Origin of the sequence: Rhizobium favelukesii, assembly GCF_000577275.2 — a bacterium.
In the GTDB taxonomy this organism is placed as follows: domain Bacteria; phylum Pseudomonadota; class Alphaproteobacteria; order Rhizobiales; family Rhizobiaceae; genus Rhizobium; species Rhizobium favelukesii.
Genome location: NZ_HG916855.1, coordinates 76,381 through 91,465, shown reverse-complemented (window position 1 = coordinate 91,465; position 15,085 = coordinate 76,381). Strand labels below are relative to the sequence as shown.

Sequence of the window (15,085 nt, the reverse complement as noted above, 5' to 3'; positions counted from 1 at the left end):
CTCAACGCCCACGCCTTATGGGTCACGGCGCCGAAGGCTCGACCCTCCGGAGTCGGAAGAAATACCTGCGTGCTTCGCCTTCCACGCACATCATCCCGCCAACTTCCTCATCAGCGATCAGTCGGAGGTAGTCGACGATCGGTTGCCTGTCGTAGACCATCGCTGCCGTCTCGACGCCGTCCAGCGTCCGGAGTTCCAAGGACGCCGTGGTGCCTCGAGCGCGGAACGCCCTGTGCAGATACGAGAACCAGTTGCGAGCGATGGATGTGCGCCCCAACGAGGCGAACCTGATCGCCTGCCTGATCGGGAAGAACGCCGGCTCGATCGCAACCAGGCGGCCACCACTCCACCGGAAGAGCAGGGCGTCGGCCCGCAGGTCAGGACGGATACGCTTGCCGAACCAGTCCAGGTTTTCGAGCACGCCATCAAGAGGATGTCCAGACGGTATGCCGACGCCGCGCCATAGGCCGATCATGTCGTCCAACGGGACAGGCTCCAGCGACCGGAACCACTTCGTTCTTGCTTCCTGCAGATCCGTTGACACCGCACGTCTCCTTCAGCAGCCGACCGGCCTGCGAACGAAATTTGCGAGGAGGAGGGAAGTTCCTGAATAAAGGTGGGCCGGCACCCGTAGGTCCCACCCCGTAGTCAGTTTCCACCGGGGATTTATCTCTGCACGACGGAGACAGGGATTAAACCCGCCTGGAAGGCTAGCCATAGGTGTGCGTATACTCGCCTTCTCGGAAGTCCTCGAACCGTTGGGACCAGCGTTTACCCGGCCAGACATAATCCACTCGCCCTTCCACAGGTCGGTAAACAGCCGTGTAGAGAGTTGGGTACGAACCACGCCTGGAGTAAAGTGGTGGCAGAAGGAATAGGTCGGTCAGCCGCGAAAGCGACATGGACGGGTCTTCCAGCGCTTGCTGAGCTATGAGCTGGCGCGCCATTGAGGACGATGAGGGTCTAGCGGTTCGCTGATGGTTCGTGCATGCTTTCAGGCGCGAAATGATCGGCCGCTGGTGAGGGCCGAGGAATAGGGCGGCGTAGCGGCCTGAGCGGTCGAGGACGGTCACGTTCTGCGAAAGCGCCACGGGTATTCGGCACAGCGCCTCAATTGCCTGGTTCACGTGATGACAGGTCTCCAGGATGTAACGGATCATGAGGATTATCGAGAAACCGACGCCCTGAGTGCGGCTTCCGGCGAGAGTCACACTGGCGACCAGTCCGTCCTCGTTCATCCCGTCGACACAACCTCCCCATGGTCGCTGCGCCTTGGAGATTACCCTCAATCCCGACCATGCGGTCATCTCGAAGCGATCCGAAACGATGTCGGGCGGATAGTCGAAGTTGCGGACCAGTGCTGGTCCTTCTTTGCCCAGCCAGACAGCCTGACTGCAGCCGTAGCGTTCCGGCGCGGGCCGGTAGTGGCTCAGCATCCGATGCGCCACCTCATCATCTCCAACGAGGGCGCATGCGTGCTCATAGTAAGGCACTAACTCGGGCATGTGCTGCAGCAAGGCAGCGCGACAGTCTTTGGCGGTTGGGGTCGGTGACGCAGCTTGGCCAAAATACCATCTCTCGGCCTCTGCTCGCCCAGCGATAAATCGGGATAGCCAAGCTTCCCCGGGCCGATCTTCCCGCGCTGTCACGAATGTCTTGTCCATAGCGACAGGAGTATAAGAATTGAACCCTTCGAGTGGCAAGGCGAGCCTTGTTGTCTCATTGCACCTGTCGCGGTCACTCGCGCGGCATGCGAAGTTCCAGCCATGCAGCAGCCGACAGCAAGCCGGGGGGCTTGTCGTTTGAGATTGAGCAACGGAGGAACCGATGCCCAAAGTTGAAATCGACACGGTTCCGGAGATCAAGGGGGCTGGCTATGATTTGCCTCCACGACCCGATGACCCCAGTCGCGTTGACGACGCGTTCATTCCGGAGGATTTCTTCAACCAGATCAACGCTGCAATCGTTGCAGAAAATAGAAAGAAAAAGCTCTCTTCACGCCGCGAGATGAGTAGCCTTGGCGCTCAGGCTCGACTTTGTGGCATTTGCTCCATAACCATTCAAAACCTTGCCCTTCAACCTCGCTTCGGCTCGTGCACGGCATTCGGCCTTCCGCTTCTCGTTCCGACCTCGTAAGCAGATATTTGCTCATCGAAACCTTTGAGCTGCCGCCTACCGAGAGCAACCATTGAAATTTTGCCACGCACGGACCACGGCATGGTCGACGAGGATCTGCAGATCATCGGCAGATGAACACAATCGCGACGCTAGGTTCACGACATGGCCGATCGCAGTGTAGTCAACGCGCTCTTCATAACCAATTCGAAGTGCATGCCGTTGGCATGTACGGACCGCGCGGCGGCGGCATTGCCGAGCGCGAAGGCCTGATGGATCGTCTGACGGTGATCGAAGGCACGCTCGGCAAGGCCTTCGGCGTCATGGGCGGCTACATCGCTGCCTCGACGGCGCTTTGCGTTTTCATTCGTTCCTTCGCATCGGGCTTCATCTTCACGACGGCGCTGCCGCCGACACTGGCGGCCGGTGCGGTCGCCTCGATCCAGAGCATCTGAAGGTCAGTCCCTTCGAGCGTGCACGTCACCAGGATCGTGTCCGCAAGCTGCGGGCGCTGCTCGATCAGCGCGGCATCCCGCACATGCTGAACCCGAGCCATATCGTCCTGGTCATGGTTGGCGATGCGGCCAAGTGCAAGTGGATCTGCGTGCAAATTCCGAGGCAATCCGCCCCCTGATTCCGAAATGATCTCGCCCCCCAATTCCGAGAAATAGTCGCCCCCTGATTCCGAGATGATGCGCCCCCGTTGGACGGCATCTGGCGTGGGTGTTCTGCTGGTGTGAAGTTTCTTCCTTCGACTTTGATGAGGAAGGAACGGGATGCCTGCGGAGAGACTGGAGATGCGGCGTGTCCGCGAGATATTGAGATATCGCTTCGAGCAAGGACTTGGCCACAAGTCGATTGCGGTCCGCGTTGGCGCTGCGCCATCGACGGTGCGCGAGACGTTGCGGCGTGCGGCGATTGCGGAACTTTCCTGGCCGTTGAGTGACGAGGTCAGCGATGCAGTCCTGGAAGCGGCGCTTTACAAGGCGGCCGGGACGAAGACCGGTCACCGTCGTAGCCCCGAGCCGGACTGGGCGCAGGTCCACCGGGAGCTGAAGCGCAAGCACATGACGCTGCAAATCCTTTGGGACGAATACATCAGCCGTTATCCAGAGGGTTATCGCTATAGCCGGTACTGTGACCTTTACCGCGGCTGGGCGATGAAGCTGCCTGTGACGATGCGACAGGATCATGCGGCCGGCGACAAGCTGTTCGTCGATTATGCCGGCGACACGGTCACAGTGATCGTGGATCGGCTGTCCGGCAAGACACGGCAGGCGCACCTGTTCGTGGCTGTTCTGGGAGCATCGAGCCTTTCATTTGCACATGCTCGCTGGAGCGAAACGTTGCCCGACTGGATCGAATGTCACCTGCTTGCGCTTGAGGCGTTCGGTGGCGCACCGGCGTTGCTGGTTCCCGACAACGCCAAGGTCGCCGTCATCAAGGCCTGCCATTTTGATCCGCAGGTCAATCGCACCTATGCCGGGATGGCGGCTCATTACGGAAGCGCTGTTCTTCCGGCACGACCGCGCCGCCCGCGCGACAAGGAGCGGACATCACGATGCACCTTGTTGGATTTGTTGAGCGCCAATCAACCGGGGTTGGCGGCTACCATAGCGACCGCCGACGCCTTTTGCGAGTCTGACGTTGCCTGGAGGCTCATACAGGTAACGATGGTTGGTAGCGTAGCGGTGGCGCTTGAGAACGCCATCGCGTCCGAGTTGGTGGACGGTTGTGGTGCTGACGCCAAGCTGGCGGGCGACTTCCTCGCCGGTAAGCATGCCGCTCTCGCGCAACCGTTCGAACCGGGTCTTCAGCCCATAGGCTCGACGAACGAGCATGACCTTCTTCAGCGTAAAAGGCTCACCGCGCCAGTTACGATGCCCGAGCGTATTGAGACGACTGGCAATCTGCTGGTCGTTGTCGGTCTCCAGCAGTTCGTTGATCAACGCTACGACCGCTTCCGGGGTCTTGCGGATCACTGCCATGGGCCGGGGACGAGCGACTGCCAGGCTTTGCGTGCGCCCTCCGCGCCAGCGTATGTGCATGTTGATCTGCTCGTCGACCAGCAGCGTCACGTCTTCGATGAGGAGACCAAGCATGCGTTTGCGCTCGACAGCGCTTGTATGTTCGTGGTTCCAGATGCGAGGAAAATCGGCGGCCAGCGCCCGAATCCGTTCCTGCGTAGGGCCATTCAACAATAACTGGTCTGTCTCGTTTTGACGCTCATGTTCGCGCTGAAGCGCATCGAGGTCGCGTAGTTTGCCATTCCAGTCCGCTTCGAGTGCGTCGACAACCAAGCGGTTGTCGGGATCGACCTTCAGATAGCGGCGACGTGCGAGTTCAGCCTCATACCGGGCGCGCTGTAGCTGCTTGTCGCGCAGCGAGGCGGCTTGCTCGACACGTTGTGAGATCTCCTGCTGTACCGCCAGCGCGACTTCTATCGCCGTCGGTGCCATTGCTTCAAGCAGCAACGCGCTGACCGCTTCATCGATCGCAGGTCCTCTTGCCCATTGGCAGGTCTTTCCAGCGTGACGAACGACGGCCTCGTTGCAGACGTAATAGGGACGAAGCTTGTCCTCGAACTGTTCATAATGGACCCGCATGCGGGCGCCGCATCGACCGCACAAAACTCGACCTTGCAACAAGCCGCTGCCCTGGCGAGGCATACGACCCCGCAGGCCCGGAGAAAAACCGACTGCATTTTGTTCCAGGCTTGATTGATTACGCTCGAACTCATCCCATGAGATATAGCCTTCGTGGGCCTGAGGGATGAGCACCTGCCAGTCGGACCTCGGCATCTTCTGCTGTACGGACTTCAGCTTGGCATTGTAGACAGTGCGTGTGCGTCCGTACGCGAAAGCGCCAGCGTATCGGGGATTGTGCAAATCTGAAGCAGACGGGAGTGGTCTATCTCGCTCCAAAGGACATCACCCTTGCCGAGACCGCGCCGAATGCGCCCGAGGATACAGGATCTTCTCGCTACGCAGGCGGCGCACGACCGCACAAGCTGAGCCCGCCTCCCGGAAGGTATCGAACAGCATGCGCACCGTGTCCTGGATCTGGCGATCCGGATCGAGCACCACGCGCGTATCAGGCGTGTAAACGAATCCGATCGGCAACGGTAACTCGAGCTCCCCACGACGCGCCTTATTAAGAATGCCACCTTGCAGTCGAGACTTCAGGATGTGCAGTTCGGCCTCACTCATCGTGCCCTTCAATCCGAGCAACATACGATCGTTGAAGGACGCCGCGTCGTAGACGCCATCTTCATCCATGATGAGCGTGCGCGACATGGCGGCCAACTCAAGAAGGCGATGCCAGTCAGCATTGTTGCGAGCCAGGCGAGATACTTCCAGTCCCAGCACGATCCCTGCGTGCCCCATCGCGACCTCGCTCACCAAGCGCTGAAATCCGTCGCGGTCCTGCGACTGTGCACCGGAAAGGCCGAGGTCGTTGTCGATGACGTGGACGCGCTCAATCGGCCAACCCAGCGCCACCGCCCTGTCCCGCAATGCATATTGTCGCTTCGTGCTCTCGGTGTTCTCGAACACCTGACGAAGGGAGGACTGGCGGACGTAGAGAAATGCATCGCGCCGCAGGTGATCGGCACTAATCTTCATGGCGTTATCAGTAGACATGGCTTCCTCCTGTCTCTGCTGCCAGCACCATATTGGCGAGCATGTGCACGAGCTGGCGATCGTGCGCGACCACTGAAGTTGTCGTGGACCGAGGCGCCGACTGCTGTCGCGCTATCGTGGACTGCTCTGGCGTGATCAGCACGGCCAGGCCGCGCCATAGTCCGTGAAAGACGATGGCGCCCATCCGCCTTGCGCAAGCCGTGCCGCAAACAACATCGGCGCGGAGCGCTTCGTAAATCTCCTTGCCGTTCGCCGGCATGGTGATTGCGTGCGTCCGCCCGTCATCGTTTTTTTTTACGCGCCACCGCGCGTTCGATACTGCGAGGATGGACGCTGATGCCCAGTCTCGAATGCACCAGTTCCGCCAGCGAACGGGCCTGCAGTTGGCCGTTCGCATCGAGATGCTCCTCGACGAGACGCATGACCTCGCCAGTAAGCTTGTGGGCTGACTTCGGCCCGCGGGTGCGCGGCAAGAGGCCGGCAATGCCATCGCGCTCGAACGCGGCCTCCGCTTGATAATAGGTCTGCCGGGACAGCCCGAAAAGCGCGGCCGCATCGGCTTTGTTAGTGCCGTCTTGGCGGGCGTGACGAAGCATCTCGTACTTCACTTGCACGAGATCGAGCGGATCAAAGAAACCTGCTTCCCGGAACCAGGACGCGTGGACGCCCTCGGGTCTGGGGTTGAGAGCGCCCATCTGGCGCAGGCGATCGGGCTTGCTTTCTTTGGTCATAGGCGCCTCCTGCATGTAACGTAAAATATGCCGCTGCCGACTTTAGTGTCAATTGAATTATATCGAGCCATTAGCCAAAGCGCTTGCATTATAATGATACTTCACATAAGGAAGCCGTCGCAAACATCGTAGTCGCGGCATAATTACCTTGACATTTGCGGCGTAATTTACTTGACGCATCTTCAATCTCCATGGTGGTCCTTGATGTGAGCAATCAATGACGCCAGCGCCGACAGATCGTCTGGGCGCGAGAAGGACCGACCTGCGGCTATCTGGCGGAATGCGTCGATCTCATCGACATCCGTCCACGAGGCCGGCAGCGAACGCAGTCGTCCTTGAACGTCATAGAACATGACGCGGTCTTCGCCCCAATTCTGCTTGCGCGTCGCCAGAACGAAACGCTGGCCACGCCAGGGATGAAAGGGGTGCGTTACTTCAAACTCTATGCGCGCTTGGCTAGTTGCACGAGCTGCAGTCCTGGACTTGAAAGAAGGCGAAAGTGGAAGCCGCGGTTCGCATCGTCGAACGCTGGCTATTGGGCCGCCTGCGCCACCGCACCTTCTACAGCCTGGCTGAGGTCAATGCGGCGATCGGCGAATTGCTTCATGACCTCAACGACAAACGGGTCCTGCGTCGCGTCGGCGTCACGCGCCGCCAACTGTTCGAAGACCTTGATCGTCCGGCTTTGCGACCACTGCCTGTCGAACGCTATGTCTTTGCTGAATGGCGCATCCGGCGTGCCGGGCTGGATTATCACGTCGAGATCGAGCGGCACTACTATTCCGTTCCTTATCGCTTCGCCCGCGAGCAGGTCGAGGCTCGTATCACCGCCAATACGATCGAGATCTTCCACAAGGGCGAGCGCATTGCCGCGCATCGCCGCTCCAGCGGCAACGGCAAGCACACGACGATCCCCGATCATATGCCCTCGGCGCATCGCCGCTTTGCTGACTGGACGATCGAACGCATTCAACGCGAAGCCTCTGCCATGGGGCCGGATGTTGCGCTGCTGTGCGAGCGCATCCTTGCAGATAGACCGCATCCCGAGCAGGGCTTTCGAGCCTGCCTCGGGATCATCCGCCTCAACAAGAGCTTTGGCCGCGACAGGGTCAATGCCGCTTGCGGCCGTGCGCTGGAGATCGGGGCCCGGACCTGTGGCTCGGTGCGCTCCATCCTCGACAATCACCTCGACCGAACGGCTGCCTCAAATGGAGCGACGTCGCATGAACCGATCCACCACGCCAACATCCGCGGACCCCGCTATTACCACTAAGGAGAACGAAAGATGCTTGCTCATCCAACTCTGGATAAATTGAACGCCATGGGCCTGACCGGCATGGCAAAGGCCTTTAACGAACTCGTTGCCAACGGCGAAACCGAACATCTCTCACACGCCGAATGGCTCGGATTGCTGCTCGAACGGGAGTGGAGTTCCCGTTACGATCGCAAGCTTGCAGCACGTCTCAGGTTTGCCAAGCTGCGCCACCAAGCCACTCCGGAAGATGTCGATTATCGCAGCGAGCGCGGCCTTGACCGCGCTCTCTTCATGAAGCTGCTCGGTGGCGACTGGATCAACGCGCATGACAATCTGGCAATCTGCGGGCCCTCGGGCGTCGGAAAGAGTTGGTTGGCGTGCGCTCTCGGCCATAAGGCTTGCCGAGACGATCGATCAGTTCTCTATCAACGTGTCCCACGATTGTTCTCCCAGCTTGCGCTCGCGCGTGGTGACGGCAGGTATGCCCGGCTGCAACGGACCTTGGGCCATGTTCAGCTTTTGATACTGGACGATTGGGGCCTCGAACCGCTCAACGAACAGGCCCGTCATGACCTGCTCGAAATCCTCGAAGACCGCTACGGCCGTCGATCAACGATCATTACCAGCCAACTCCCCGTATCCGCCTGGCACGGCGTCATCGGTGATCCAACCTATGCCGATGCCATACTCGACAGGTTGGTCCACAATGCCCATCGCATCGAACTAAGCGGAGATAGTCTGCGCCGAAATCTGTCGCGCAAAGCTTGACACATTACTTGAATGAACTGACAACAATCATCGCCTGCAGACCCCACTAAACAGGGGGCGAGATCATCCCGGAAACCGGGGGCGCAATCATCTCGGAACAAAGGGGCGGCTTCATCGGAATCGGCATGGATCTGCGACCTGCTGCTCGACAATTGCGGTGTCTATGTGCAGCCGATCAACTACCCGACGGTGCCGAAGAAGACCGAGCGCCTGCGCATCGCCCCGACGCCGCTCCACAGCGATGCGAACATCGAGCATCTCGTGGACGCGCTGCATGCGCTGTGGTCGCGCTGCGCGCTCGCCCGGCACGTTGCGTAGCGGGACCAAGACACGAAACCGCGGAAGCTTCAAGGTGTTGAATAGATACAACCAGGCGTACGAACATTGCCTCTGGCTGTGTCACTATTTGCATCGGATTGCCAGACAGCATCCTGCCGGATGCTGTCTGGTTCTGCGCACAACGACAAACCAGGGGTCAGAACGAACTCCACTGATCGTCGGCTACGCCAGATGCTCTGCCGCCGAATGCCCTTGCGACTTGCGCGGCCACTCGATGTGCCGGCGAGGATATGGTGTGATGCTTTGGATTTGTTTGCTCGGTTGTCATAGCCGACAATCGGTCGCTGACCCTGAATTGGCCAACCAACTGGAACAATGCGTGAGCCTCCTTTGCCAGACTGTGGCTGGCCGCGGTCGACTCCTCGACCATCGCTGCGTTCTGCTGGGTTCCTTGGTCCATCGTATTCACGGCGCTGTTTATTTCCTTCAGGCCAGTCGTCTGTTCTTTTGATGCCTCGACGATCGCGGCAACATTCACATTGATCTGCTGCACTTGCTGAACGATCTTTTCCAGGACCTCGCCGGTTTGATTGACTAGGCTGACGCCGCTCTTGACCTGCTCTCCCGACGCATTGATCAGACCCTTGATCTCCTTTGCCGCGGTCGCGGACCGCTGGGCCAATTCGCGCACCTCCTGCGCCACGACAGCGAAGCCTTTTCCCGCTTCGCCGGCACGCGCCGCCTCGACCCCCGCATTAAGCGCCAGGAGGTTCGTTTGAAAGGCGATATCATCGATGACGCCGATGATGTTCGAGATCTCATTGGAGGAACTCTCGATTTGGCCCATCGCGGCGATGGCCTTGCGAACGATATCCCCGGACTTCTCGGCATTGTCGCGCGTCACGGCAACGAGGTCGCCCGCTTCCTCTGCACGCCGGCTGGAATCGGCAACTGTCGTGGTAATTTCCTCGAGCGCTGCCGCCGTTTCCTCCACCGAGGCGGCCTGCTGTTCCGTTCGTTTCGACAGGTCATCCGCGGCGGCGCGGATTTGGGTGGATCCGGCCGCGATTGCCCGTGCATTGTGGCCGACATCTTCCATCGCCATGCGGAGTCTTGCGACAGCTTGGTTGAAGTCGGTGCGAAGCCGCTCCAGCGAGGGGATGAACGTCTTTTCGAGGGCGAGGGTCAGATCCCCTTCCGCAAGCATGCCGAGCGACTGCGCGAGCGTTTCGACGTTCTCGACGCGTCCGGTGATATCTGTGGCGAACTTGACGATCTTGAACACACTGCCGTTCATGTCGAAAATCGGGTTGTAGGACGCTTGCACCCAAACGCGCTTGCCTCCCTTGCCGAACCGCAGGAATTCCTCGGCAGCATACTCACCGCCGCGAAGGCGCTCCCAAAACTTTTCGTACTCGCCGCTTTGCGCATAACCCGGATCACAGAACATGGAGTGATGTCGGCCTTCAATTTCGCCGAGTCGATAGCCAAGCGCCGCCAGGAAGTTCTCGTTGGCTGTGATGATATCGCCGTTCGGGCTGAACTCGATAACCGCCTGGGCCCGAGATAGAGCGTCAAGCTTGCCGGCGTCTTCCGCACTCTTGAGCTTCTGCGCCGTTATATCTGTTGCGAATTTGACGACCTTGTATGGTTTGCCGGCGCGCACCACCGGGTTGTACGATGCTTCGATCCAGATCTGTTTGCCAGCCTTGCCAATCCTGCGGTATTGACGGCGATCGAACTCGCCTCGGCCTAGTCTTGTCCAAAAATCGCGGTATTCAGCCGACCGGGCTTCATCGGGATCGACAAACATCCTGTGATGTTGGCCCACGATTTCGCTCAAATCGTAGCCAAGCGAGCGGCAGAAATTGTCGTTTGCGGTCAGAATCTTGCCGTCGAGAGCGAACTCGATAACAGCCTGGGATTTGTCCATTGCTGCCAATACAAGTGCAGCATCCGACCCTTTTCCGAACAGGAAACTCATTGCCCCTCCTGAAGTTGTTGCTGGAATAGTATCGCTTCGTCATCCACAACAATTTCTGCTTGCAGTAAGTTTGTGACGCGGTTTTTCCGCAATCTGAAGTAGACTTGTATGGATGGTCCGATTAACGATAGTCTTTACATGGTTTAATATTGGTTAATTTGGCGCAAGACTCCAAAATACTAATGGTGAGCGTAAGGACTGATAGAATCTATTCTTTATTTTTCTCAATTTTCTTAGCTGTCGAGCGTTGCCCGGGTGTTTTTGACGATTGACGCTCTGACCACCCAGACTATTCGGACATCGCACGCATTCTGGGCGGTGGCTTCAGTGCGCCCTACGGCCGTGTCCGCAAGTGGTGCCGGCTCCAGGAACGATTGTGATTGTTAGCAAGGTCTCTCCGTTTCTTGATCGCGATCAAAGATCGCCCAGGCATCCGCGTTCGCCAGTGAAACGATTGCTGCAAGTCGCACAGTGCAGGCTTTCAACGGTGAAGATGCAGCTCAAAGGAAATACTCCGCTGACGTAGAACTCGCGTACGAGAGCGCTGCCGCTGCCATCCGTGCGCGCTCCTTGCTCACGCTTCGCCATAACGCTGATCTTTAGTAGCGTGGTGGGAGTTCTATGGGTCGGCGCTCACGATGTGCTGGCCGGTACGCTGACACCCGGAGCGCTGAGCCAATTTCTGTTGTATTCCGTAATCGCTGCCGGTTCTCTTGGTTCGCTTTCCGAAGTCTGGGGTGAGTTGGCCCAGGCAGCGGGCGCAGCCGAGCGTCTCTTTGAGTTGCTCGACGAGCCCACGGCTGAAAGTAGCCGCAACGCCGACTTTTCATTTGCCACGCCCAGCGAAGGGCACTCTCGAGGTGAACGATGTTCGCTTCGCATATCCCGGTGCTCCCGAAGCCTCGGTTCTAAATCGTCTGTCCCTGCAAGTGAAAGCCGGCGAAACCGTAGCTGTCGTCGGACCCTCCGGCGGCGGGAAAAGTACCATCTTGCTTTTGCTGAAATTCTACGAACCGGGCGGGGGCTCGATCTTGTTCGATGGCCGCCAGCTGTCTTCGCTGTCAGCGGAGGATGTCAGGAAGGAAATTGCAGTCGTTCCTCAGCTCGACTTTGTACATTATGCAGCGAAGCAAAGTGCTTGTGTCATCCGCTTGAGGCGGCTTGGTTGAGTTTCAGGAATGTCCGGGTCTGGCGGGTGCTGTCGATAAATATCCTGATCCCACAGGATCATGCGAACCGCACCGATGGCATCGGAGAAGGTGAACTCTGTTTTCTTGTACCAGGCGGCGGCATAGGGAAGGACGCCATGACCGAGCAGATCGCATGCCCAGAGTGTGACGAGGCTGTAGAGCGCCAGCAGCGACGGGGTCGTGCGCATGATGGCTTTGTCGTTCCACTGCCGTTGGGTTTCCACGCCAAGATGCGCTCGCGTTTCGGCGAAGGTGACCTCGATCTGCCAGCGCCGAACGAAATAGGCAATGATCTGAGCGGGCTCAAGGTTGACGTTGGTGCTCATGAACGCCTGGGGTTCACGACGGCCTGATGGATCGCGAACGAGAACCCAGCGAATTGGTCTTGGGGGCGTTCCACGCCGATACCAGAGGCCGGTTCCTGATGTGACATCAAGGGTTTTGTCGGTTTGCTTGCCGTACCAGGACGATGCGACGATGCGCTGCCACTCGGTCTTTGCGTCTTTGAGGAGCGTTTTCAGTTTCGGCAATGGCCTGCCTTTTTGCGCCGGTCGCCCGAGCGTATGTTCGTGCCGTTGATCTGGTGGAGCAAAGAGACTGGCATCCAGACGCAACCGCGTGATGAGAGTGGCCGTGTCGGGAAGAGCCGCAGCCAGTGTATGAACGGCAAAGCTGCTATCGCCGACAAAGATGATTTCGCGGCCCGGCAGCCAGCGGCAAAGCTGCAAGACGCCTTGCCTTGCCCAATCAGTCAGCAGCTTGTGCTTTCGGCCCTTCTTCTGATCATGGCGCTCAGAGGGACACAGGATCGTCAGCACCGGCAGGGCTTTAATACATTTTGCCCATGGGACAGGTGAAAGAACCATGAAGCTCAACCATCTCAAGCCGCTGGCTTTGACAAAGTGGCCATGGCTGGAGCGCACCGGGTCACGATAAATTCCACGCGCGGCGATGCGTTGGCCCCAACGCCGTTCGATTGTATCATCCATGCCAATCACGACAGGGCCCTCGGGCACGAGCCGGGCAACAATGATGGACAGCAGACGGGCCGCCAACGTGCGAGGGTTCCAGCGGGCTCGGTTGAGGAGTTGATGATAGGCGGCAAAATTACTTACCTCCGCGCGTCCGGTGATGCGCAGGCAGGCCGTCACCGTTCGCTTGCCAGGCGAAAGGAGCGCACCCATCACCAGGACCAGCAGATGCTCCCAGCTTGGCGCGGTAAACCAGAAACGAAACGGCGACAGCCATTTGCGAAGGATGTGGGGGACCGCGTCTCCCGGCTCACGGCTACAATCATGTTGTTCGCTCATCCATTCGTTCGAATCCGATCAAACGAATGGCGCAAGGCCGGGACCCTGCGGCGAATTGATTCACCCAGGGCTGCTCAGATGCCCCCGAAATCACCACCGATTTTGTACAAAGTCGAGCTCAGGATGTGACAATCTTTGCAGCGTCGATTTTCGACAATATCGCGTTCGGCCGGCCTGACGCGACACGCGAGGCAGTGATTGCTGCGGCCGTGAAAGCGCAAGCCCATGACTTTATTTCCAAACTCGAAAAAAATACGATACGGTCGTGGTGAGAGAGGCATGACCCTTTCAGGTGGCCAAAGGCAGAGAATTGCGATTGCAAGGGCGATCCTGCGAGATGCCACGATACTACTGCTTCACAAGGCAACCTCGGCCCTGGACGCCGAGAACGAGGCAGCAGTAAAGGACGCTCTTGAGAGCCTGATGCGTGGCAAAACGACACTCGTTATCGCGCATCGTCTTGCGACTGTTTTGAAGGCGGATCGCATATTGGTGGTGGACGAAGGAAGAGTGGTCGAGGAGGGAACGCATTCCTCTCTATTGAGCAAAGGCGGAACCTACGCTCGGCTGGCGGCTCTTCAGTTTGGTGAGAAGATCGATACAGGCGAGGTGAACGCGGCCTAAAATGCACGCTCATCCGCGCGTTGATTGGCCTTTTGAGCCTTTGAGGATAGGAGCCAGCGGCAGCACGCTTGCCGTGGACAGGCTGAAGAGGTGCGAGCGCGCCAGTGGCCACATCGGACCGGTGCACGCGAGAGCGGCAGGCGTTCAGGTGGCTTTGTGGCAGGCGACGCAGATTCTGGACCGCAGATCCCCTACTTTCGGGCATTTGACAGAAATCAAAGCGTACCATGTGGAAAGACATCAAACTGCCAACACTCAATTTGTCGACCGAGCAATGGGAGGACACTACGATGACGTTTGCCCTGAGGGAGTTGAGTCAACTAGAGTGCTTTGAAGTCTTTGAGCAATCCCGTTTCGGCCACCTGGCCTGCAGTAAAGACAATCAACCCTATGTCGTGCCCATCTATTTCGCGTACGAGGGCGGCATAGCGTACAGCTTTGCCATGCCTGGCCAAAAAATCGATTGGATGCGAGGAAATGACAAGGTGTGCCTTTCAAGTCGAAAAGCACTCTTCCGATAGCAGCTGGACGAGCGTAGTGGCGCAAGGACGGTACGAGGAATTCCCCGACACGGAGCAGTGGAAGCAAGAACGTCTGCACGCATGGTCGCTTCTTCAGAGATTTTCGGACTGGTGGGAGATAGGCGCACTGAAGCCCCATGAAATGCCCGTGCAAAACGCCTCTCCACACGTCTTCTTCGGCATTGTGTTGAAGGACATCTCTGGACGAATGGTGGTGCCGGACTAACTCCGGCGCGCGGTCGGCCCGTCGGCGACCGCTTGGTAAGGAAGATCAACGTTCTCATCTCGAGGCGTCATTGGGTCCACCGTTCGAGAAAGCGCCCGAAGAGCGATGAAAGGCGCTCGACGGTGATCATCTGCCGCAACCGTGGATCGGGATCCCGTCATCCCTCATCAAATAGAAGCGCCGTGGCCAAATAGCCGATCCCGATTGCACTTGCGAAAAGGTATATAAACAGACCTTCGATAACGAGATGTTCGAGAGACCCTAAACCCGCGCCCATATCGGAGAAACGACTCCTCCAGATCGCAATTCCGGCGGCGCATCCGATCGCAAACCCAATCGAGAGTCGAGTGAGAATGAAGAAAATCAAGCCAGGCATGGCGGCACCCCGTTGATTCCGCCTTAACGCCCGGATTCTGAAAAGGTTTCGCGTCGAGATGATCT

Annotated in this window: 9 protein-coding genes and 9 pseudogenes; 9 read left to right on the top strand and 9 right to left on the bottom strand. The window is 58.4% G+C overall.

Annotated elements, in window-relative coordinates:
- Positions 1-22 precede the first annotated feature (22 nt).
- Both LPU83_RS64080 and LPU83_RS64075 read right to left on the bottom strand, forming a co-directional pair.
- Positions 23-544 carry a GXWXG domain-containing protein gene (locus LPU83_RS64080; protein WP_024314347.1) on the bottom strand — a complete coding sequence of 174 codons (522 nt, stop codon included), beginning with the start codon at positions 542-544 and terminating at the stop codon, positions 23-25.
- 166 nt (positions 545-710) lie between these two features.
- Positions 711-1,664, bottom strand: coding sequence for a C45 family autoproteolytic acyltransferase/hydrolase (locus LPU83_RS64075; RefSeq protein WP_024314346.1), 954 nt, complete (start codon positions 1,662-1,664; stop codon positions 711-713).
- A gap of 163 nt (positions 1,665-1,827) precedes the next feature.
- On the opposite strand from LPU83_RS64075, the gene LPU83_RS64070 reads away from it, so the two are divergent.
- Positions 1,828-2,136: a hypothetical protein gene (locus LPU83_RS64070; RefSeq protein ID WP_024314345.1), complete on the top strand. Its 309-nt coding sequence runs from the start codon at positions 1,828-1,830 to the stop codon at positions 2,134-2,136.
- Here the strand turns inward: LPU83_RS64070 and LPU83_RS64065 are convergent.
- A pseudogene (locus LPU83_RS64065) lies at positions 2,076-2,325 on the bottom strand (adenylate/guanylate cyclase domain-containing protein); the annotation flags it as partial. The gene LPU83_RS64070 and the pseudogene LPU83_RS64065 sit on opposite strands and share 61 nt — an antisense overlap.
- On the opposite strand from LPU83_RS64065, the pseudogene LPU83_RS64060 reads away from it, so the two are divergent.
- Together LPU83_RS64060 and istA are read left to right on the top strand one after the other, a co-directional pair.
- Positions 2,325-2,716, top strand: a pseudogene (locus LPU83_RS64060) (aminotransferase class I/II-fold pyridoxal phosphate-dependent enzyme); the annotation flags it as partial. The pseudogenes LPU83_RS64065 and LPU83_RS64060 overlap by 1 nt on opposite strands.
- Positions 2,717-2,912: 196 nt before the next feature.
- A pseudogene (gene istA, locus LPU83_RS64055) lies at positions 2,913-3,668 on the top strand (IS21 family transposase); the annotation flags it as partial.
- A 3-nt stretch (positions 3,669-3,671) separates the two neighbouring features.
- Here the strand turns inward: istA and LPU83_RS64050 are convergent.
- The 4 genes and pseudogenes from LPU83_RS64050 to LPU83_RS64035 all read right to left on the bottom strand — a co-directional run bounded on the left by LPU83_RS64050 (position 3,672) and on the right by LPU83_RS64035 (position 6,879).
- Positions 3,672-5,756, bottom strand: a pseudogene (locus LPU83_RS64050) (recombinase family protein).
- On the bottom strand, positions 5,746-6,015 hold the full coding sequence (locus LPU83_RS74645; RefSeq protein WP_024319304.1) for a hypothetical protein: 270 nt from the start codon (positions 6,013-6,015) through the stop codon (positions 5,746-5,748). The pseudogene LPU83_RS64050 and the gene LPU83_RS74645 overlap by 11 nt, the downstream one beginning before the upstream one ends.
- A 22-nt stretch (positions 6,016-6,037) precedes the next feature.
- Complete coding sequence (locus tag LPU83_RS74640) at positions 6,038-6,487, bottom strand: helix-turn-helix domain-containing protein (RefSeq protein ID WP_037068933.1); 450 nt, start codon at positions 6,485-6,487, stop codon at positions 6,038-6,040.
- Between the two features lie 182 nt (positions 6,488-6,669).
- Positions 6,670-6,879: a DUF5372 family protein gene (locus tag LPU83_RS64035; protein WP_231052163.1), complete on the bottom strand. Its 210-nt coding sequence runs from the start codon at positions 6,877-6,879 to the stop codon at positions 6,670-6,672.
- Positions 6,880-6,977: 98 nt separating this feature from the next.
- Here LPU83_RS64035 and LPU83_RS64030 point away from each other — a divergent pair.
- From LPU83_RS64030 to LPU83_RS64015, 3 genes and pseudogenes are all read left to right on the top strand, one after another.
- Positions 6,978-7,760 (top strand): annotated as a pseudogene (locus tag LPU83_RS64030) (Mu transposase domain-containing protein); the annotation flags it as partial.
- A gap of 12 nt (positions 7,761-7,772) precedes the next feature.
- The gene (gene istB, locus LPU83_RS64025) at positions 7,773-8,510 is read left to right on the top strand and encodes an IS21-like element helper ATPase IstB (RefSeq protein ID WP_024319062.1); all 738 of its coding nucleotides are present in this window, start codon (positions 7,773-7,775) and stop codon (positions 8,508-8,510) included.
- Between the two features lie 126 nt (positions 8,511-8,636).
- A pseudogene (locus LPU83_RS64015) lies at positions 8,637-8,828 on the top strand (aminotransferase class I/II-fold pyridoxal phosphate-dependent enzyme); the annotation flags it as partial.
- A gap of 157 nt (positions 8,829-8,985) precedes the next feature.
- Here the strand turns inward: LPU83_RS64015 and LPU83_RS64010 are convergent.
- The gene (locus LPU83_RS64010) at positions 8,986-10,773 is read right to left on the bottom strand and encodes a methyl-accepting chemotaxis protein (protein ID WP_024319215.1); all 1,788 of its coding nucleotides are present in this window, start codon (positions 10,771-10,773) and stop codon (positions 8,986-8,988) included.
- Positions 10,774-11,181: 408 nt separating this feature from the next.
- On the opposite strand from LPU83_RS64010, the pseudogene LPU83_RS64005 reads away from it, so the two are divergent.
- Positions 11,182-11,900 (top strand): annotated as a pseudogene (locus LPU83_RS64005) (ATP-binding cassette domain-containing protein); the annotation flags it as partial.
- Here the strand turns inward: LPU83_RS64005 and LPU83_RS64000 are convergent.
- Positions 11,891-13,273, bottom strand: coding sequence for an IS701 family transposase (locus tag LPU83_RS64000; RefSeq protein ID WP_037068948.1), 1,383 nt, complete (start codon positions 13,271-13,273; stop codon positions 11,891-11,893). The pseudogene LPU83_RS64005 and the gene LPU83_RS64000 overlap by 10 nt on opposite strands.
- Before the next feature lie 119 nt (positions 13,274-13,392).
- Between LPU83_RS64000 and LPU83_RS63995 the strand changes: the two are divergent.
- Positions 13,393-13,897: pseudogene (locus LPU83_RS63995) on the top strand (ATP-binding cassette domain-containing protein); the annotation flags it as partial.
- 290 nt (positions 13,898-14,187) lie between these two features.
- Positions 14,188-14,644: pseudogene (locus tag LPU83_RS63990) on the top strand (pyridoxamine 5'-phosphate oxidase family protein).
- Positions 14,645-15,085 lie beyond the last annotated feature (441 nt).